The following is a 17,589-nucleotide window of genomic DNA, read 5'->3' on the forward strand; positions in this document are numbered from 1 at the left end:
TTTGCTTTCCTTAGCTTAAAAAGTGACGCCCATTTTGATGCTCAGTTCCGGGTGCTGATCGACATACTTCATGTAGCTTTCCGGGCTGGTGGTGAAGGTGACTACCGGGTCGATGAGATCTTCACAATTTAGATAGCCGTTCATCAGCAGTTCCCAGCAGGTCTCTTCAATACGTTTACGGTTCCAGCGCGGGTAATCCGGGTTGGGTTCGCTGCAGGCGCGGGAGAAGACAATCTTCGCGTTATTGAAATGCGCTTCGCGGCCGAGGTTAAAGCCTTCCGCGAACGGTTTCGCGAAGGCTACGTAGGAGATAGTGCCGCCATAGGCGAGCCCGCGCAGCGCGGACTGCAGCGCATCTGCAAAGCCGCTGGTTTCGATGATCGCGTCCGCGCCCTGCTTCCCGGTCAGCTTTTTGATTTCCAGACCGACATCGGTGCCGATTGGGTTCAGACAGTGGTCTGCCCCATGACGGCGGGCAATCTCACAGCGGTGTTCGATAGGGTCGACGCCGATGACGATTGACGCACCGGCTTTTTTCGCCAGCTGGATCGCAATTTGCCCAATGGCTCCCAGACCGACCACGACAACAAAGTCGCCCACGCGAACGTTGGCATCACGCACGCCGCTCATGGCGAACTGCGCCGGATCGTAGCAAACAGCGTTTTTCCAGGAGGCGCCCTGCGGCATTTTGCGCAGCTTATAGTTATTCACCGCGTTAACGATCACCGTTTCCTGCAGCGGTGCGTAGCAGCAGACGCTGTCGCCGATCTGGTATTCCGTGACGTCAGCACCGCATTCGATAATCTCGCCAACAATCATATTGCCCAGCTGGAACTTACCGAATTCGATCCCGCGGGCCGCCCCCTCTTCACGCGGCGTGAACATCTGCCACTCCGCGTTGAACTCTTCGTCAATAAACGGACTGGCGGCGCGGAAATCCACCACTTCGGTACCGTGTTTAGGCGCGCCAAAGCGGGCGCGAATTTTCACTTCATGGACGGCAACCGGACGATCTTCATATTCCACCAGCGCCGCCACGCGTGGCGCTGTCGCAACTAATTTTTTCATGACTGACTCCTTGTTAAAATTGGCCGCCTCAGCCCTTCACGCCACCGGCGGTCAAACCACTTTTAATAAAACGTTCAGACAGGGCGTACATGATGACCACCGGAAGCGCCGTCACCAGCGATGCCGCCATCATGCGACCCCAGATATAATCTGGCGTGCTAAAGAGCGTGTTCAGCCCAACCGGCAAGGTGAAATGGCTGGCGCTGGACAGGAAAATGGACGCAAACAGATAGTCGTTCCACGCCACCATGAAGCAGTAGACAAACACCGATACAAGCCCGGAAATCGCCAGCGGCACGGTGATGCGAAAGATGATTTGCAGGCGGTTCAGGCCGTCCATCATCGCGGCTTCTTCGATTTCGTCCGGGATGGTGTCGAAATAGCTGCGCAGCATGAACACCGCTGTCGGTAACGTTTGGGTCACCATGGTGATAATCAGCGCCAGCTCGGTGTCGTAGATCCCAAGAGCAGTGATGATTTTGAACAGCGGCACCACCAGCAATATTCCGGAGAACATGTAGACGGTGTAGAAACTCGCATTGATCGTCGTGCGGCCCTTAAAACGCAGTTTGGACAAGGCGTAAGCCCCCAGCGTGCCGAGAAATACGGCAATCACCGAGGAGGTCAGCGACACCACCATGCTGTTTTTGAAATAGTCCACGAACGGGAAAATCAGCGGGTTAAAGATGTCGACGTAATGCTGCAGCGTCCACGCCTGAGGCAAAATGGTCGGGTTAAGCGATATCGCCTCTTTCGCACTCTTAAATGACGTCATCAGCATCACGAAGAACGGGAACAGCGTGATGACCAGAAACACCGCCAGCCCGAGATAAAAACCAATACGGCTCAGTACGCGTTTATTTGTTGCCATTGAGGTTTACCCTTTTTCTGGTCAGCAGAATCACCGCGAAGATGATCACGAACAGCACGACAGAAATCGCCGCAGCCTTACCCAAATCGTTGAAAGCGAATGCGGTTTTGTACAGATAGACGCCCAAAATATCGACCTTGGTCGTCAACAGGTAGACATCCGCAAACATGTAGAACATCCAGATAGTGCGAAGCGTCACCACCGTTGCCAGCACCGGCATAATCGCGGGCAGCGTAACGATTCGAAAACGCTGCCAGGCATTCGCGCCGTCCATTTCCGCCGCTTCATACAGCGACTTATCAATGGTCTGCAAAATCGCGAGGAACGAAATGAACGCGTACGGGAAGTAGCGCCAGATGGCGAACAGCACCACCAGTACAAAGCTGCTGCCAGGATTGTCGAACCACAGCGGCGCCTGGTCATACAGATGCAGCAGGTCAACGCCCAGATAGTTCACAATGCCGTAGCCGTTGTTGAACATGTATTTCCATGCAAACACCAGCGAAATGGACGGGGTGACGTAGGATAAAATCACCAGTGAACGTGCCGTTTTCCGCAGACGGAATTCACGGTTAAAGAAGATCGCCACCGCCAGCCCCAACCCCGTGCTGCCGATCACCACCAGTGCGGTGTACCAGAACGTCATCCACAGCGAGTGCCAGAATGCTGCATCACTGAGAATGCGAATGTAATTATCCAGCCCGACAAACACAGCGCTAATGCGCGGGTTAAGCGGCAGACGTAAGAAACTGATTTCAATATTGGAAATCATTGGCCAGGCCACCAGGCCCCCCAGCAAAATCAAGCTGGGGGCCAACAGCAGCATGGCGAAAGGCATATCTGAACGACCAGAAAACAACGTCTTCATAATTTCCTTCCGCAGAGCGCTCCTATCGTTGTGAAATCAGATCGGTCAGACGCTTCTGGCTGTTACTAAGCGTGTTGCTGAGATCTTTTTTCCCCACCGTGACGTTATGCACCATGGAACTGATGATGCCGGACCCGGTAACATCGCCCATGCGTGTGAAGTTTTTGTCGCCCACGGCGCCAAATACCTGCACATTCGGGAACTGCGCAATCAGTTCGTAAGGCAGTTGCCCAAACGCTTTAATCACATCGTTGTTTTTCCAGGTATCGGTGCCCACCACCAGCTTGTTCACCGGCAGTGCCGCGCCGGGCGACATCATGACCCAGTCGGTTGCGTTTTGAGCCTGCTCCATCCAGGTCACAAACTTTTCAGCCGCCTGGGTCTCATCTTCGGTTTGACCGGTGGTAATCGTCAGCGACGTGACCATGCCGTAAACGGCAGAAGAGGTTTCTGTTGGGACGACGAAGCCCAGGTTGGCAGGGTTTCCGTCCTGGAATACCGCCGGAAGGATGTAGGTGGAGTAAACCGCCATCGGCGCAGAACCGTTCATGAAGGCATCTTTGATCTCCATGACGTCGTTTGAACCCGGCATGGTGGTCGCGGCCAGATCTTTATAAAACGCCAGGGCTTTTGCCATTTCAGGGGTATCGATGTTGACGTTCCCTTTGGCATCAAAAACGTTCGCGCCGCCGGAAAGCGCAAACTGGGAGAATGCCTGCTCCGTCATCACGCTTTCGGCGGTGGGCAGCGCAATGCCGTAATGTTTTTTGGCCGGGTCGTTAAGGCTCTGGCTGGCTTTCAGCAGCTGCGCCCAGTTATGCGGCTCCTGGATACCCGCCGCAGCCAGTGCATCTTTGTGATACCAGACGCCGGATAGCCAGGCGCTGACTGGCACACCCGTCCAGGCAGAACCGTCTTCCGTACGAACAACACGCAAGATGCCGTCATAGAAGGTGTCCTCGCCTACCGCTTTAATGGCTTCGCCGATAGCTTTGCGATCCAGCAGCTGTTCCTTGTCCATGACTTTCGCGTAGTCATGGCTGACTTCAATCACCTCTGGCAGCGCGCCCGTTCTGGCGAGCGTAATAACCTTGGTGTTGTAGGCATCCTCTTCGACCGGCACCTGTTTCACCGTGATGCCAGGGTTCTCTTTCTCGAACTTTTCGATAAGCTTCGTGATAACCGCCTGGCGCTCCTGCTCGACTGACGAGTGCATAAACTCAATAGTGACAGCAGACTTTTTGTCGTCCTTGCACCCTGATAACAAGGCGCACGAAACCAGTGCTGAAATCAGCACAATTCTGGGCATTTTCATTTTTAAGGTCCTTTTTAGTTTTCTTTAATCCACAACACCTGCCATGGATATAGGGTCAGCGTTTTATCTGTAATATCTTTCCCGGAAATCAACTCCGTTCCGGAATGAATATCGGATTCCATCGTTTGAATGCCATCACTGAAATTAAACAGCGCCGTTACTTTCTCACCACAATCCGCCACGCGAACGATTTTTAAAACATGTTTACCTGACGCACTGAAATAAGCTTCACTGTCAGGATGGAATGCTTTCTCCGCCCGACGCAGCGCGATTAACTGGCTTAACGAGCAATAGATCTGAGAACGCAGGCTATTTTTATCTTCAAGCAGGCTATCAATTTGCCCTGCCGTGTATTTCTCACGATTAATCGCACGGTTATATCCCAGGCGTTCAACACCTGCATAATCATTACGGGAACCGAGAATGCTCTGGATATAAACCGCAGGCACGCCGGGGAAGCTTAAAAGGACGGCATGCGCCAGAATAAACCGGGCAATCCGATCGCTATCAAGACCGTCACGCGTACTTAAAGCATCCAGATAGGTCACATTAATTTCATAAGGACTGCGTGTACCATCCGGGTTATTTTTCCAGTTAACCAACGCCCCTTCAGCCTGAAGTTTTTCCACAAGCGAGAGGATTTCCGACTCGGGTAAAATCCCGCGTAACGGATTCAGACCAATCCCGTCATGCGAGGCCAGGAAGTTAAACCAGGTGGTTTTAGTGGAAGGCAACGTCAGCGACGCTGCCCACTGGCTCAGCGTCCCGACGTCCTGAGAATGCACCGCATGCAGCACCAGCGGGGGCAAAGAGAACTGATAAACCATTTGCGCTTCATTTTCGCCGTCACCGAAGTAAGCAACGTTATCTTTATGCGGAACGTTCGTCTCGGTAATAATCACCGTTCCAGGGGCGACAGCCTCGGTAATCGCGCGGAAAAGCTGGATGAGCTGGTGAGTTTGCTCAAGGTGGATGCAGTTTGTTCCGGGTATTTTCCACATGAATCCCACCGCATCCAGACGAATGTATCGCGCCCCTTCAATCAGGTAATGCAGCAGCACGTCGACCATCGCGATCAGCACCTGCGGAGAGGCGAAATTGAGATCGACCTGGTCCTCGCTGAAGGTGGTCCACAGGTGTCGCACGCTGCCGTCATGCAGCGTGAAAGGTGTAAGAAGCGGTAAGGCACGCGGACGCGTCACCGCGGATAAGTCTGTTTCAGGATCGACAGAAATAAAGAAATCTTCATATCCTGGCATTTGCTTCAGGTAATTAGCGAACCATTTGCTTTTGGCTGACATATGGTTGCATACGAAATCGAACATTAAACTGGCTGACTGTTTTAATTCGGCAACGTCTCGCCACGTTCCGGTTTCCGGTGCAACCTCGTGATAATCAATAACCGAAAACCCGTCGTCCGAAGACCATGGATAAAAAGGCAAGAGATGAACATGAGAAAAAGAACGAGAAAGCCACCTGTTATAAAAACGTGTAAACACCGGTAGCGCCTTCTCCCCTTTCGCTGAAAACTGATCGGCATAGGTAATCAGGACAACGTCTTTTTCATCCCAACCCGTTTTACGTTTTTCCGTAATAACAGAAGCGGCATTTCCAATATTTTCCAGCAGCACATTAAGATGGGCGTCAGAAAACGTTTCCCCGTAAACAAGATTAATGAGTTCTTTAATTTTTGTATTCATTTCATTTTCCATGGTAGCGGTCCCACGGAGTGGCAATCTACTCCCATGAAAAATATCTGTCAACGGACCAGAAAGGAGAAAAAGGTGATTGCAAAGCAGCTCAGCGCAATATTGTGAGCTGCCGCAAAGAAAGAACCGGGAAAAGAGGAAATGCGGTTAACCGTCGCCAGTCCCTCCCCCGTCAGGGAAAGGGCTAACGCCAGCGGGAATTATTGGGATAAGTAGCGGCGAGATAGCCGTTTTGCCACCTTTTGCAGCAGCGGTTCGAGCGCCACGGCCAGCACCATTCTGACCGGTTTGCGGGCAACGGATTTGATCGCCCAACCCGCCACACCTGCCGGGCCGAACCGTAACGCGGTCAGCAGGACCAGTTTACCTGCGATTTTCAGGCCGGGTTTTACCTTCTGACCGGCCTGTTGCCAGTGTTGTTTCATCTCATCTCTCTCTTAAAGCTGACGAAAGCGACTTCTCAGCGTAAAGGTATCCGACGTGACATAGCGTTCCATTTCCCGTAGCCGCTTCTCACCGGCGGCGAGTTGCTCATCAACGGCATTGAGAAGATCGCTGCTGGTCGGGGCTCCCTCCGCAGCCAGTTCTCCTTCCGGCATCGGGTCAAGAACAAACGACAGGACGATGTAGGCCACCAGGGTAATAAACGCCAGGCCGAAGAAGATCGATAGCACCGCGACCACGCGGACCAGCTTGACCGGAACATCAAGATAGTGAGCCAGCCCGGCACAAACGCCGCGCACCATGCCCTGCTGTGGAATACGCCACAGCTTTTTGTTCAGATTCAGTCCAGACATTAACGGTCCCTCCAGTTTGGATGCTCAGCATCCAGGATGGCTTCAAGCGCCTGAATGCGTTCGCGCATTTTGTTCGCCTCGTCGGAGAGCTGCACCAGACGCTGTTGTTCACTCTGGGAGAGTTCGCCCCGAGAAGAACGGTTGCTGTAGTGCAGCCATAGCCAAATCGGCAAAACGAACAGCACGAAAATTGTCAGGGGAATGGCCAGAAAAAGCGCGCTCATGTGTACTCCTTGTCTTATGATGCGGCACGCTCAGGTGCCGCAGGAATTATTATTGGTTGTCTTGCTTCATTTTGGCTTTCAGTGCCGCCAGCTGCTCGCTGATTTCATCATCAGCCTTCAGATCGGCGAACTGTTGATCCAGCGACTTCTGCTTGCCGATGCCGTGGCTTTCGGCTTCCGCTTCCATGTGGTCGATACGACGTTCAAACGATTCAAAACGCGCCATCGCTTCATCAAGCTTACCGCTGTCCAGCTGACGACGCACGTCGCGGGAAGAGCTTGCCGCCTGGTGACGCAGGGTCAGCGCCTGCTGACGCGCGCGGGTTTCGCTAAGTTTATTTTCAAGCTCACCAATCTCTTTCTTCATACGGGTGAGCGTGTCATCCACCAGCGTGACTTCATGCTCGAGCGTCGCGACCATATCAGCCAGCTTCTGTTTTTCGATCAGCGCCGCACGGGCCAGATCCTCTTTGTCTTTACGCAGCGCCAGCTCCGCTTTTTCCTGCCATTCGTTCAGCTGAGCGGTTGCCTGTTCAATACGACGCGTAAGCTGTTTTTTCTCCGCCAGCGCGCGGGCAGAGGTTGAACGCACTTCAACCAGCGTGTCTTCCATCTCCTGAATCATCAGACGTACCAGCTTCTGCGGATCTTCCGCTTTCTCAAGCAGTGAGTTGATGTTGGCGTTCACGATGTCGGCAAAACGAGAAAAAATACCCATAATCTAATCCTCATAGTTCTGTTATCGGGCGATGCCCTGCTGTACGGATAATACAAACATCATGCCAGGTTTTTATCTTATTGATTTTTCAGAGTCTGATTGATTTTTGCGCAGCAACAGACTATCCTTCCCTGGTGAATATCGCTAAGGAGTGGTTAATTTCATCATGCCCGGATACAAAGACAATTTACTCGGCGAAGCAAACAGCTTTCTCGAAGTGCTGGAACAGGTCTCTCGCCTGGCGCCGCTCAATAAACCGGTGCTGATCGTCGGTGAACGCGGAACGGGGAAAGAGCTGATAGCCAACCGTCTGCATTACCTCTCCGGGCGCTGGGATGGCCCCTTCATTTCCCTTAACTGCGCGGCGCTGAATGAAAACCTGCTCGACACCGAGCTCTTCGGCCATGAAGCGGGGGCGTTTACCGGCGCCCAGAAACGCCATCCCGGACGCTTTGAGCGCGCCGACGGCGGTACGCTGTTTCTGGATGAGCTGGCCACCGCGCCCATGCTGGTGCAGGAAAAACTGCTGCGCGTGATTGAGTACGGCGAGCTGGAGCGCGTCGGCGGCAGCCAGCCGCTGCAGGTTAACGTACGCCTGGTGTGCGCCACGAACGCCAACCTGCCGGAGATGGTGGCGGAGGAGAAATTCCGTGCCGACCTGCTTGACCGCCTGGCCTTTGACGTCGTTCAGCTTCCACCCCTGCGCGAGCGCAGAAGCGACATCATGCTGCTGGCAGACCAGTTTGCGATTCAGATGTGCCGCGAGCTCGGACTGCCGCTGTTCCCCGGCTTCAGCGATTATGCGCAAGAGACGCTGCTGGCTTACCACTGGCCGGGAAATATCCGTGAACTGAAAAACGTCGTGGAGCGCTCCGTCTATCGTCACGGCAGCAGCGAGACGGAGCTGGACAATATCATTATCGATCCTTTTCAGCGCAGCGCGCCGCCGCTGCCCGCGCCAGCGTCTTCAGACGATGTCCCTACTCTCCCCCTTGATTTACGCCAGTTCCAGAACGATCAGGAGAAACAGCTGCTGGAGCAAAGCCTGAAGACGGCAAAATATAACCAGAAACGGGCGGCTGAACTGCTGGGTCTGACCTACCATCAGTTAAGGGCATTGCTCAAAAAGCATCAAATGCGCTGACAATATCAGCACTTACCTGCAGACATTTTTACGAAGCAGGCGTAAGTGCGATACACTTTGCAGATCGAACCTAAAAACCTTAAAAATTATGCGTCTGGTTTTATCGTCCTTTTTAGCACTCGGTCTGTTTAGCAGCCTGGCCTTTGCCGCGCCCGGGCAAACTCCCCAGCCTGACATTCGTGACAGCGGCTTTGTCTATTGCGTAAGCGGCCAGGTTGATACCTTCAACCCGCAAAAAGCGGGCAGCGGCCTGATCGTGGATACCCTGGCCGCGCAGCTTTACGACCGTCTGCTTGATGTTGACCCATACACCTACCGTCTGGTGCCTGAGCTGGCGGAAAGCTGGGAAGTGCTGGATAACGGCGCAACCTACCGTTTTCACCTGCGCGATGACGTCGCGTTTCAGCGCACGCCTTGGTTTACCCCCACGCGCAAGCTGAACGCAGATGACGTGGTCTTTACCTTCCAGCGCATCTTTAACCGCAACCACCCGTGGCATAACGTTAACGGGGATAATTTCCCCTATTTCGACAGCCTGCAGTTTGCTGACACCGTCAAAAGCGTGCGCAAGCTGGACAATCGGACGGTTGAATTTACGCTGACGCGCCCGGATGCCTCCTTCCTCTGGCATCTGGCGACCCACTATGCGTCAGTCATGTCTGCTGAATACGCGGCGAACCTGACGAAAAAAGATCGTCAGGAGTTACTCGATCGTCAGCCGGTCGGCACCGGTCCGTTCCAGCTCGCTGAATACCGCGCCGGGCAGTATATTCGTCTGCAGCGTCATGAGCATTTCTGGCGCGGCACCCCGCTGATGCCGCAGGTGGTGGTCGATCTCGGTTCAGGTGGAACGGGACGTCTGTCGAAACTGCTCACCGGGGAGTGCGACGTGCTCGCCTGGCCCGCGGCCAGCCAGCTCACCATTTTGCGTGACGATCCGCGCCTGCGCCTGACGTTACGCCCCGGCATGAATATCGCTTATCTGGCCTTTAACACGGATAAGCCGCCGTTGAATAACCCTGCCGTACGCCACGCTCTGGCGCTGGCGATTAACAACCAGCGTTTGATGCAGTCGATCTACTACGGCACGGCGGAAACCGCCGCCTCAATTTTACCACGCGCCTCGTGGGCCTATGACGGTGAAGCTAAAATTACGGAATACAATCCGGCAAAAGCGCGTGAACAGCTGAAGGCGCTGGGGGCGGAAAACCTCACTTTGCAGCTTTGGGTGCCAACCAGCTCCCAGGCGTGGAACCCGAGCCCGCTCAAGACCGCCGAACTGCTGCAGGCAGATATGGCGCAGGTGGGCGTCAAAGTGATCATCGTACCGGTTGAGGGCCGTTTCCAGGAGGCGCGCCTGATGGACATGAATCATGATTTAACCCTGACCGGCTGGGCGACCGACAGTAACGATCCGGACAGTTTCTTCCGGCCGCTGCTAAGCTGTGCGGCGATAAATTCGCAGACCAACTACGCCCACTGGTGTAACCGGGAGTTTGACGCCGTGCTGCAAAAAGCGCTGGCTTCCCAGCAGCTGGCCTCCCGCATCGACGCCTATGATGAAGCGCAGAAGATCCTTGCCCAGGAACTGCCGGTGCTGCCGCTGGCCTCTTCCCTGCGTCTTCAGGCCTATCGTTACGATATTAAAGGCCTGGTGCTGAGTCCGTTCGGCAACGCCTCGTTCGCCGGCGTGTCGCGTGAAAAAGAACAAGAGGTGAAAAAACCATGATTATTTTTACCTTACGTCGGCTCCTTTTGCTGCTGGTGACGCTCTTTTTCCTGAACTTTGTCGGCTTCAGCCTGAGCTATTTCACGCCCCACGCCCCGCTCCAGGGGTCGTCGCTGTGGGATGCCTGGCTGTTCTGGTTTAACGGGCTGCTGCACTGGGATTTCGGCGTGTCCAGCATCAACGGGCAGCTGATTTCCCAGCAGCTGAAAGAGGTTTTCCCGGCCACGATGGAGCTGTGCATTCTGGCCTTCGGCTTTGCCCTGATGGTCGGCATCCCCGTGGGTATGCTGGCCGGGATCTATCGCAACAAATGGCAGGATAAGTTTATCAGCGCCCTCGCCCTGTTCGGCTTTTCCATCCCGGTATTCTGGCTGGCGCTGCTGCTGACGCTGTTCTTCTCGCTGACGATGGGCTGGCTGCCGGTTTCGGGTCGTTTTGACCTGCTCTATACGGTTAAAACGGTGACGGGTTTTGCCATCATTGACGCATGGCTGTCCGATTCGGTGTGGCGCCATGAGATGATCGTCAGCGCCGTGCGCCATATGGTATTGCCGGTTCTGACGCTGGCGGTTGCGCCAACAACCGAAGTGATCCGCCTGATGCGCCTGAGCACTATTGAAGTGTTTGACCAGAACTACGTCAAAGCCGCCGCCACTCGCGGGCTGTCACGCCTGACCATACTGCGCCGCAACGTCCTGCACAACGCGCTGCCGCCGGTTATTCCGCGTCTGGGATTACAGTTTTCCACCATGCTGACGCTGGCGATGATCACCGAGATGGTCTTCAGCTGGCCGGGCCTGGGGCGATGGCTGATTAACGCCATCCGCCAGCAGGACTACGCCGCTATTTCTGCGGGCGTGATGGTGATTGGTTCGCTGGTGATTATTGTTAACGTGTTGTCCGATATTCTGGGTGCCATGGCTAACCCATTGAAGCATAAGGAATGGTATGCCTTACGATAGCGTATACAGTGAAAAGCGCACGCCCGGCGTGCTGCGTACCGTGTGGCGTAAATTCTATGGTGACACCACGGCAATGATCGGCCTTTACGGCTGCGCCGGCCTGGTGTTGCTTTGCGTCTTTGGCTCGTGGTTCGCGCCGTACGGCATCGACCAGCAGTTCCTTGGCTATCAGCTGCTGCCGCCGTCCTGGTCGCGCTACGGTGAAGTCTCTTTCTTCCTGGGAACGGACGACCTCGGACGTGACGTGTTGAGCCGCCTGCTGAGCGGTGCAGCCCCGACGGTCGGCGGCGCATTTGTGGTGACGCTCGCGGCTACGATCTGCGGGCTGGCGCTCGGTATTTTTGCGGGATCCAGCCATGGCCTGCGTTCGGCGGTCCTTAACCACATTCTGGATACCCTGCTGTCGATCCCGTCCCTGCTGCTGGCAATCATTGTTGTTGCCTTTGCCGGTCCGCATCTGTCGCATGCCATGTTCGCCGTCTGGCTGGCTATCCTGCCCCGCATCGTGCGCTCGGTTTACAGCATGGTGCATGATGAACTGGAAAAAGAGTACGTCGTTGCCGCGCGTCTGGACGGCGCGACGACCTTTAACATTCTGTGGTTTGCCGTACTGCCCAACATCGCCGCCGGGCTGGTCACTGAGATCACCCGCGCCCTGTCGATGGCGATCCTGGACATCGCGGCGCTCGGTTTCCTCGACCTCGGTGCACAGCTGCCGTCGCCCGAATGGGGTGCGATGCTCGGCGACGCGCTGGAGTTGATCTACGTGGCACCCTGGACGGTCATGCTGCCGGGTGCGGCCATTATGGTGAGCGTGCTGCTTATCAACCTGCTGGGCGACGGTATTCGCCGTGCAATTAACGCGGGGGTGCAATAATGCCGCTTCTTGATATTCGCAACCTCACCATCGAATTCAAAACCGGTGAAGGCTGGGTTAAAGCCGTCGATCGCATCAGCATCACCCTTGCAGAGGGTGAAATACGCGGGCTGGTGGGGGAATCCGGCTCGGGAAAAAGCCTGATTGCCAAGGCTATCTGCGGCGTGGCGAAAGACAACTGGCGCGTGACGGCAGACCGTATGCGTTTTGACGATATCGATCTGCTGCGTCTCTCCCCCCGCGAGCGGCGTAAGCTTGTCGGGCATAACGTCTCGATGATTTTTCAGGAGCCGCAGTCCTGTCTCGACCCGTCCGAACGCGTGGGTAAACAGCTCATGCAGAACATTCCCGGCTGGACCTATAAAGGCCGCTGGTGGCAACGCGTTGGCTGGCGCAAGCGCCGCGCCATCGAGCTTTTACACCGCGTTGGGATTAAAGATCACAAAGATGCGATGCGCAGCTTCCCCTATGAGCTGACCGACGGCGAATGTCAGAAAGTGATGATTGCCATCGCGCTGGCAAATCAGCCGCGTTTGCTGATTGCGGATGAGCCCACCAACGCGATGGAACCCACCACGCAGGCGCAAATTTTCCGCCTGCTGTCGCGTCTCAACCAGAATAACAACACCACCATTTTGCTGATCAGCCATGACCTGCAAATGCTCAGCAAATGGGCGGATAAAATTGACGTCATGTACTGCGGGCAAACGGTCGAAACCGCGCCGAGTGAAGATCTGATCGGCGCGCCGCATCATCCGTATACGCAGGCGCTTATCCGCGCCATTCCGGATTTTGGCAGCGCGATGCCGCATAAGAGCCGCCTGAATACCCTGCCGGGGGCGATTCCGCTGCTGGAATCCCTGCCGATAGGCTGTCGTCTGGGGCCAAGGTGCCCCTATGCTCAGCGTAAATGTATCGAAACACCACGCCTGACCGGGGCCAAGAATCATCTGTACGCCTGTCATTTCCCGCTGAACATGGAGAGAGAGTGAAATGGTCGAAACCTTACTGGAAGTTCGCAACCTGAGTAAGACCTTTCGCTACCGCACGGGGCTGTTTCATCGTCAAACTGTCGACGCGGTGAAGCCGCTGAGCTTTACGCTGCGTGAAAAACAGACCCTGGCGATCATCGGCGAGAACGGTTCCGGGAAATCCACCCTGGCGAAAATGCTCGCCGGCATGGTTGAACCGACTGCAGGCGAAGTGTTGATTGACGATCATCCTCTGACGTTCGGCGATTACTCTTTCCGCAGCCAGCGCATCCGCATGATTTTCCAGGATCCCTCGACCTCGCTTAACCCGCGCCAGCGCATCTCTCAGATCCTCGATTTTCCGCTGCGTCTGAACACCGACCTGGAGCCAGAGGCGCGCCGTAAGCGCGTATTTGAAACCCTGCGTATGGTTGGGCTGTTGCCGGATCACGAAAGCTACTACCCGCATATGCTGGCCCCCGGCCAGAAACAGCGTCTGGGCCTGGCGCGTGCGTTGATTTTGCGGCCAAAAGTGATCATTGCGGATGAAGCGCTTGCCTCGCTGGATATGTCGATGCGCTCGCAGCTGATTAACCTGATGCTGGAATTACAGGAAAAACAGGGGATCTCGTATATCTACGTCACCCAGCATCTGGGAATGATGAAGCACATCAGCGATCAGGTGATGGTCATGCACCAGGGCGAAGTTGTCGAGCGCGGCAGCACGGCGGATGTGATGGCCTCTCCGCTTCATGAGCTGACAAAACGGCTGATTGCCGGTCATTTTGGTGAAGCATTAACCGCCGATGCGTGGAGAAAGGACCGCTAAGCGCGACGCTCAACACAAATTGCCCCACTAAATTAAGGATTAAGTAGCCTGCGTGCGCTATTTAATCCTTTAATTTTTCGTCTCCATCCCTGCTCCATATTTTAAGCAATATCAATCAACAGTTCTTCTCCAGAATATCCGGACATTACGGAGGAGAAGAAATGAACACCGCCACTTACGTTTTAAAATACACAGAGTATCTCATCAGAAAATGCCGCTCATTTTTAATGACGGACCTGCATTTTCATACCGTGAGGCTTAAGAAAACAACCGGGAAAACCCCTGACATTAACTCGCCCGCGACGTTGAGTGAAAAAATATGTCATCGTCTGGTCTATGACCATAATAACTTCTACACGATGCTTGCCGATAAACTCGCCGTTCGGGCATACGTTTCCTCCAGAACAACGCGCGTGAAAACGGTGCCATTAATTGGCGTTTATACCCGGCCGTCGCAGATCGATTTTTCAGTTCTTCCTGACAAATTCGTCCTTAAGTGCAACCATGACAGCGGCAGCACAATAATATGTACAAACAAAGCGCAATTTAATGAAAAAGAAGCGTGTAAAAAGCTGAGCCTCGCGTTAAAGAAAAATCTTTACTACACCACGCGCGAATGGCAGTACAAAAACATTACGCCGAGTATAATTTGCGAGCCGTTTGTCGATCTCTTCGACGACGCTGACAGGAACACAACGCCCGAAATGCTGAGGATCCATTGTTTTCACGGCGTTGCCCACTATGTAGAAGCGGATTTTACGGATGATAACGGCAAAGGGTTTATCAACGTTTATGACAGGTACTGGAACTTACAACCCTTCCGGATGGAATATCCAAATACTTCAGCAGAACCAGGCGAACCGCTCTTGTTCCGCCAGGCTTTGTTGGCCTCCCAGGAGCTGGCGCATGGAATTGACTACTGCCGCGTTGACCTTATGCTAAAAAAAGATGAAATCTATTTCAGCGAAATAACCTTAAGTCCGAGACGCGGTAAGCTGACGATTACCCCGCAGGAGTGGGATGCTAAGTTAGGAAAAATATGGCATTTATCGCCGGCAGGCACATTTGACCTGCCGCTGAAGCTCACGAGTCGGGCCAGGTGAGTTTAAATATCGAGTGGTTTTGCGTCGATAAGGTATAGGTAACATCGCCACCATGAGCCAGCATGATGGCTTTTACCACCGACAAGCCCAAACCACAGCCTTCCGGGTTCACATGTCTGGCGCCATTATCGCGCTGAAAGGGCTGAAACAGGAAATCATGAAACTCTCTGGGGATGCCCGGTCCCCCGTCCTGAATAAGGATAAAATTGCCTTTATCAGAAACGCCATTTTTCACGATGAGCGTGCGCGAGGTTGAATAGTGTAAGGCATTATCAAATAAAACGGTCAAACACTGATTGATGCGCAATGGATCGAATACGCACTGCTGCTCCCTCAGGTCTGTATTGACGGTAAAAGCCTTACGGCTGAACTCGGGCATGAACGTATCGAGTGCGTTCTGTATTGTCCCTTTTAGATCCGTTCTTGACTGGCATAACGTGTATCCCGCCCCGCCATCCGAACTGATAACCCGGAGATCTTCAATCAGGCGGGTTAACCCTTCCGTCTGTTTGAGAAGATTATTAAACAGCACCGGATCCGGGGTAAAAACGCCGTCAACCAACCCCTGAAGCCGTCCGCGTAAGATCGTGACAGGGGTTCTCAGCTCATGCGCAATAGCGGCATTCCAGGATTTCCTCTGAATATCCAGCGTCTGTAGTTTTTCCGCCATTTCATTGAAATCCGTCACCAGGTGATTGATCTCACCCAGCCGGGAACTGGCGCAGAATGCCCGGGCGTCCAGATCGCCCTGAGAAATCTTTTTCAGGCTGGACGCTACCGCGTTTAGCGGGGTGAGGATCCGCGATGACAGTTTGACCGTGAAAAAGAGCGCGATAATCATACTGATCGTTGTCGCGGTCCCAATCCATACCCAGTCCCACATCGTCATCTGCTCGTCATCGCCCGCAGCAGGGCCCCCCGGGAGGTGATCCAGAATAAAGGAGTAAAAAAACCAGGAGCCGAGTATGGCGATGGCAATGATCGTAAACGTCAGCAACAGCATATACGTTAAGATCTGACGGCTCAGGACAGACTCTTTGTTCATTTCTTTTCCCCAAGCCGGTAGCCCATGCCTCTGATGCTCTCGGGAACACCATAGAGGCCGGCAAGCTCCAGTTTTTTACGCAACTTGCTCATGTGGCTGTCGACCGTTCTGTCGAGCGTATCCCCTTCCGGCAGACACGCGTTGAGCAGCTCTTCGCGGGAGCAGACCTTTCGCGGATATCTCACCAGGTATGTGAGCAATTTAAATTCGGTCGTCGTTAATACCGGGGAGACAACCTCTGCGCCCACGGTGACTTCCACGTAGAAGTCATCCGGATAGACCGTAATAAATGGCGTTCTGAGCGGCTGGGAACCCGCCTGCTGAAGCGCGGGTTTTGTCCTGCGCAGCACCGCCTCAACCCGGGCGACAACTTCAGAAGGGTTGAAGGGTTTGATCACGTAATCATCCGCGCCCAGCCTCAGCCCCATGAGCTTATCGACATCCTGATCGAGAGCGGAAACCATAATGACGGGGACAGCATTTTCCTGACGAAGCGTGGTAAGTACGCTCCAGCCGTCACATACGGGCAGGTGAATGTCCAGCAATATGAGATCCGGTTTATGGAGGCGATCGAGCGCTATGGCCTGTTCGCCCTGCCTGGCTCGGAGCGTTTTCATTCCCGAACGCTCCAGGTAGCTCATCAGTATATCGGCGATTTCGTCTTCATCTTCAACAACAAGGATCAGCGTATTTTTGTGCATTTTATCTCCGCGGGTGAAATCCCTTTGAGCTCGCTATTAGATATCTTTAGCACAATAAGACACAGCCTCCGCGAAAAAGTGCCGTGGTCACGAAAATTTCCCGGTTGATTTAAATGCCCCGTTATTTCTCCACATAGCCTACACATTCAGTCAATAAAGACTCGACAATGTCCGCGCATAATCGCTATTGAGGCATAGCCCTTTGTGCATTGCGCGTTACAAATTACCACTGTTTCTTAAAGATTTTATGAAGTTGGCTGAAATAATAAACATGGAACTTTCTAAATATTTCTCTCCTAAAAAACTGGGTATATACTCCCTGTTCCTGCTGCTGTCGTGGGTATTACTTTATACCTGGCTGATGCTGGTACACAAAATGGATGAAAAAGTCGCCTCAACGCTGCTCTCTTCACCCATCATCTATGGCTGCATTGCATTGTCGGTTGTCTCTCTGATAATCCAGAATAAAGCCGGCGCGTTAACTGAGCTACTCGTCGTCGCCTTCTGGCTGATGGTGATTTTTGTTTATCTCATTATTACGTTCACTGTTCTGTTAAACGCGATGCCCGATATAGAAGATCTTATCTTTTACTACGAGTGTTATTTGATCATTTTTTTTGGTGGAGCCCCGCTGTACCTTATTATGAGAATGATTTGA

The 17,589-nt window shown here is 53.8% G+C and carries 19 protein-coding genes; 8 read left to right on the forward strand and 11 right to left on the reverse strand.

What is annotated here, in order from left to right; genetic code table 11:
• Window positions 1-15 precede the first annotated feature (15 nt).
• From USF70_RS07880 to pspA, 9 genes are all read right to left on the reverse strand, one after another.
• Complete coding sequence (locus USF70_RS07880) at window positions 16-1,068, reverse strand: zinc-dependent alcohol dehydrogenase (protein ID WP_094935714.1); 1,053 nt, start codon at window positions 1,066-1,068, stop codon at window positions 16-18.
• Window positions 1,069-1,096: 28 nt separating this feature from the next.
• Window positions 1,097-1,939: a carbohydrate ABC transporter permease gene (locus USF70_RS07885; protein ID WP_033145725.1), complete on the reverse strand. Its 843-nt coding sequence runs from the start codon at window positions 1,937-1,939 to the stop codon at window positions 1,097-1,099.
• Complete coding sequence (locus USF70_RS07890) at window positions 1,926-2,807, reverse strand: carbohydrate ABC transporter permease (RefSeq protein ID WP_023312040.1); 882 nt, start codon at window positions 2,805-2,807, stop codon at window positions 1,926-1,928. The genes USF70_RS07885 and USF70_RS07890 overlap by 14 nt, the downstream gene beginning before the upstream one ends.
• A 22-nt stretch (window positions 2,808-2,829) precedes the next feature.
• Entirely contained in the window at window positions 2,830-4,122 is a 1,293-nt protein-coding gene (locus USF70_RS07895) for an ABC transporter substrate-binding protein (protein ID WP_033145727.1), read from the reverse strand.
• 14 nt (window positions 4,123-4,136) lie between these two features.
• The gene (locus USF70_RS07900) at window positions 4,137-5,834 is read right to left on the reverse strand and encodes a sugar phosphorylase (RefSeq protein WP_320735513.1); all 1,698 of its coding nucleotides are present in this window, start codon (window positions 5,832-5,834) and stop codon (window positions 4,137-4,139) included.
• A gap of 197 nt (window positions 5,835-6,031) precedes the next feature.
• Window positions 6,032-6,256, reverse strand: coding sequence for a phage shock protein PspD (pspD, locus tag USF70_RS07905; RefSeq protein ID WP_023312043.1), 225 nt, complete (start codon window positions 6,254-6,256; stop codon window positions 6,032-6,034).
• A 12-nt stretch (window positions 6,257-6,268) separates the two neighbouring features.
• A complete protein-coding gene (gene pspC, locus USF70_RS07910) occupies window positions 6,269-6,628 on the reverse strand; it encodes an envelope stress response membrane protein PspC (RefSeq protein ID WP_023312044.1) in 360 nt (119 codons plus the stop codon).
• The gene (pspB, locus tag USF70_RS07915) at window positions 6,628-6,852 is read right to left on the reverse strand and encodes an envelope stress response membrane protein PspB (RefSeq protein WP_023312045.1); all 225 of its coding nucleotides are present in this window, start codon (window positions 6,850-6,852) and stop codon (window positions 6,628-6,630) included. Before pspB ends, pspC begins: the two co-directional genes overlap by 1 nt.
• Window positions 6,853-6,901: 49 nt before the next feature.
• Window positions 6,902-7,570, reverse strand: a complete 669-nt coding sequence (gene pspA, locus USF70_RS07920) for a phage shock protein PspA (RefSeq protein ID WP_029740507.1) — start codon at window positions 7,568-7,570, stop codon at window positions 6,902-6,904.
• Between the two features lie 166 nt (window positions 7,571-7,736).
• Between pspA and pspF the strand changes: the two genes are divergently transcribed.
• The 7 genes from pspF to USF70_RS07955 all read left to right on the forward strand — a co-directional run bounded on the left by pspF (window position 7,737) and on the right by USF70_RS07955 (window position 15,185).
• Entirely contained in the window at window positions 7,737-8,714 is a 978-nt protein-coding gene (gene pspF / locus USF70_RS07925) for a phage shock protein operon transcriptional activator (RefSeq protein ID WP_320735514.1), read from the forward strand.
• An 88-nt stretch (window positions 8,715-8,802) separates the two neighbouring features.
• Window positions 8,803-10,443 carry an ABC transporter substrate-binding protein SapA gene (gene sapA / locus USF70_RS07930; RefSeq protein ID WP_048976563.1) on the forward strand — a complete coding sequence of 547 codons (1,641 nt, stop codon included), beginning with the start codon at window positions 8,803-8,805 and terminating at the stop codon, window positions 10,441-10,443.
• Entirely contained in the window at window positions 10,440-11,405 is a 966-nt protein-coding gene (sapB, locus tag USF70_RS07935) for a putrescine export ABC transporter permease SapB (protein WP_023312049.1), read from the forward strand. Before sapA ends, sapB begins: the two co-directional genes overlap by 4 nt.
• The gene (sapC, locus tag USF70_RS07940; protein ID WP_320735515.1) at window positions 11,392-12,282 is read left to right on the forward strand and encodes a putrescine export ABC transporter permease SapC; all 891 of its coding nucleotides are present in this window, start codon (window positions 11,392-11,394) and stop codon (window positions 12,280-12,282) included. Before sapB ends, sapC begins: the two co-directional genes overlap by 14 nt.
• On the forward strand, window positions 12,282-13,274 hold the full coding sequence (gene sapD, locus USF70_RS07945) for a putrescine export ABC transporter ATP-binding protein SapD (protein WP_033145732.1): 993 nt from the start codon (window positions 12,282-12,284) through the stop codon (window positions 13,272-13,274). Before sapC ends, sapD begins: the two co-directional genes overlap by 1 nt.
• A gap of 1 nt (window position 13,275) precedes the next feature.
• The gene (gene sapF / locus USF70_RS07950; RefSeq protein ID WP_023312051.1) at window positions 13,276-14,082 is read left to right on the forward strand and encodes a putrescine export ABC transporter ATP-binding protein SapF; all 807 of its coding nucleotides are present in this window, start codon (window positions 13,276-13,278) and stop codon (window positions 14,080-14,082) included.
• A 161-nt stretch (window positions 14,083-14,243) separates the two neighbouring features.
• Window positions 14,244-15,185 carry an ATP-grasp fold amidoligase family protein gene (locus tag USF70_RS07955; RefSeq protein WP_320735516.1) on the forward strand — a complete coding sequence of 314 codons (942 nt, stop codon included), beginning with the start codon at window positions 14,244-14,246 and terminating at the stop codon, window positions 15,183-15,185.
• Here USF70_RS07955 and USF70_RS07960 read toward each other — a convergent pair.
• Together USF70_RS07960 and USF70_RS07965 are read right to left on the reverse strand one after the other, a co-directional pair.
• A complete protein-coding gene (locus USF70_RS07960; RefSeq protein ID WP_033145734.1) occupies window positions 15,166-16,230 on the reverse strand; it encodes an ATP-binding protein in 1,065 nt (354 codons plus the stop codon). The genes USF70_RS07955 and USF70_RS07960 overlap by 20 nt on opposite strands.
• Window positions 16,227-16,931 (reverse strand): response regulator, encoded by a 705-nt coding sequence (locus USF70_RS07965; protein WP_320735517.1) that lies wholly within the window; start codon window positions 16,929-16,931, stop codon window positions 16,227-16,229. Before USF70_RS07965 ends, USF70_RS07960 begins: the two co-directional genes overlap by 4 nt.
• Before the next feature lie 271 nt (window positions 16,932-17,202).
• Between USF70_RS07965 and USF70_RS07970 the strand changes: the two genes are divergently transcribed.
• Window positions 17,203-17,589 (forward strand): hypothetical protein, encoded by a 387-nt coding sequence (locus tag USF70_RS07970; protein ID WP_033146540.1) that lies wholly within the window; start codon window positions 17,203-17,205, stop codon window positions 17,587-17,589.

This window comes from Enterobacter sp. 237C8, from assembly GCF_034106865.1.
In the GTDB taxonomy this organism is placed as follows: domain Bacteria; phylum Pseudomonadota; class Gammaproteobacteria; order Enterobacterales; family Enterobacteriaceae; genus Enterobacter; species Enterobacter asburiae_B.

Bases quoted from the DNA above. Each gene is read 5' to 3' on its own strand.
- USF70_RS07880 (WP_094935714.1), bottom strand. From the start codon at position 1,068: ATGAAAAAATTAGTTGCGACAGCGCCACGCGTGGCGGCGCTGGTGGAA.
- USF70_RS07885 (WP_033145725.1), bottom strand. From the start codon at position 1,939: ATGGCAACAAATAAACGCGTACTGAGCCGTATTGGTTTTTATCTCGGG.
- USF70_RS07890 (WP_023312040.1), bottom strand. From the start codon at position 2,807: ATGAAGACGTTGTTTTCTGGTCGTTCAGATATGCCTTTCGCCATGCTG.
- USF70_RS07895 (WP_033145727.1), bottom strand. From the start codon at position 4,122: ATGAAAATGCCCAGAATTGTGCTGATTTCAGCACTGGTTTCGTGCGCC.
- USF70_RS07900 (WP_320735513.1), bottom strand. From the start codon at position 5,834: ATGGAAAATGAAATGAATACAAAAATTAAAGAACTCATTAATCTTGTT.
- pspD (WP_023312043.1), bottom strand. From the start codon at position 6,256: ATGAAACAACACTGGCAACAGGCCGGTCAGAAGGTAAAACCCGGCCTG.
- pspC (WP_023312044.1), bottom strand. From the start codon at position 6,628: ATGTCTGGACTGAATCTGAACAAAAAGCTGTGGCGTATTCCACAGCAG.
- pspB (WP_023312045.1), bottom strand. From the start codon at position 6,852: ATGAGCGCGCTTTTTCTGGCCATTCCCCTGACAATTTTCGTGCTGTTC.
- pspA (WP_029740507.1), bottom strand. From the start codon at position 7,570: ATGGGTATTTTTTCTCGTTTTGCCGACATCGTGAACGCCAACATCAAC.
- pspF (WP_320735514.1), top strand. From the start codon at position 7,737: ATGCCCGGATACAAAGACAATTTACTCGGCGAAGCAAACAGCTTTCTC.
- sapA (WP_048976563.1), top strand. From the start codon at position 8,803: ATGCGTCTGGTTTTATCGTCCTTTTTAGCACTCGGTCTGTTTAGCAGC.
- sapB (WP_023312049.1), top strand. From the start codon at position 10,440: ATGATTATTTTTACCTTACGTCGGCTCCTTTTGCTGCTGGTGACGCTC.
- sapC (WP_320735515.1), top strand. From the start codon at position 11,392: ATGCCTTACGATAGCGTATACAGTGAAAAGCGCACGCCCGGCGTGCTG.
- sapD (WP_033145732.1), top strand. From the start codon at position 12,282: ATGCCGCTTCTTGATATTCGCAACCTCACCATCGAATTCAAAACCGGT.
- sapF (WP_023312051.1), top strand. From the start codon at position 13,276: ATGGTCGAAACCTTACTGGAAGTTCGCAACCTGAGTAAGACCTTTCGC.
- USF70_RS07955 (WP_320735516.1), top strand. From the start codon at position 14,244: ATGAACACCGCCACTTACGTTTTAAAATACACAGAGTATCTCATCAGA.
- USF70_RS07960 (WP_033145734.1), bottom strand. From the start codon at position 16,230: ATGAACAAAGAGTCTGTCCTGAGCCGTCAGATCTTAACGTATATGCTG.
- USF70_RS07965 (WP_320735517.1), bottom strand. From the start codon at position 16,931: ATGCACAAAAATACGCTGATCCTTGTTGTTGAAGATGAAGACGAAATC.
- USF70_RS07970 (WP_033146540.1), top strand. From the start codon at position 17,203: ATGGAACTTTCTAAATATTTCTCTCCTAAAAAACTGGGTATATACTCC.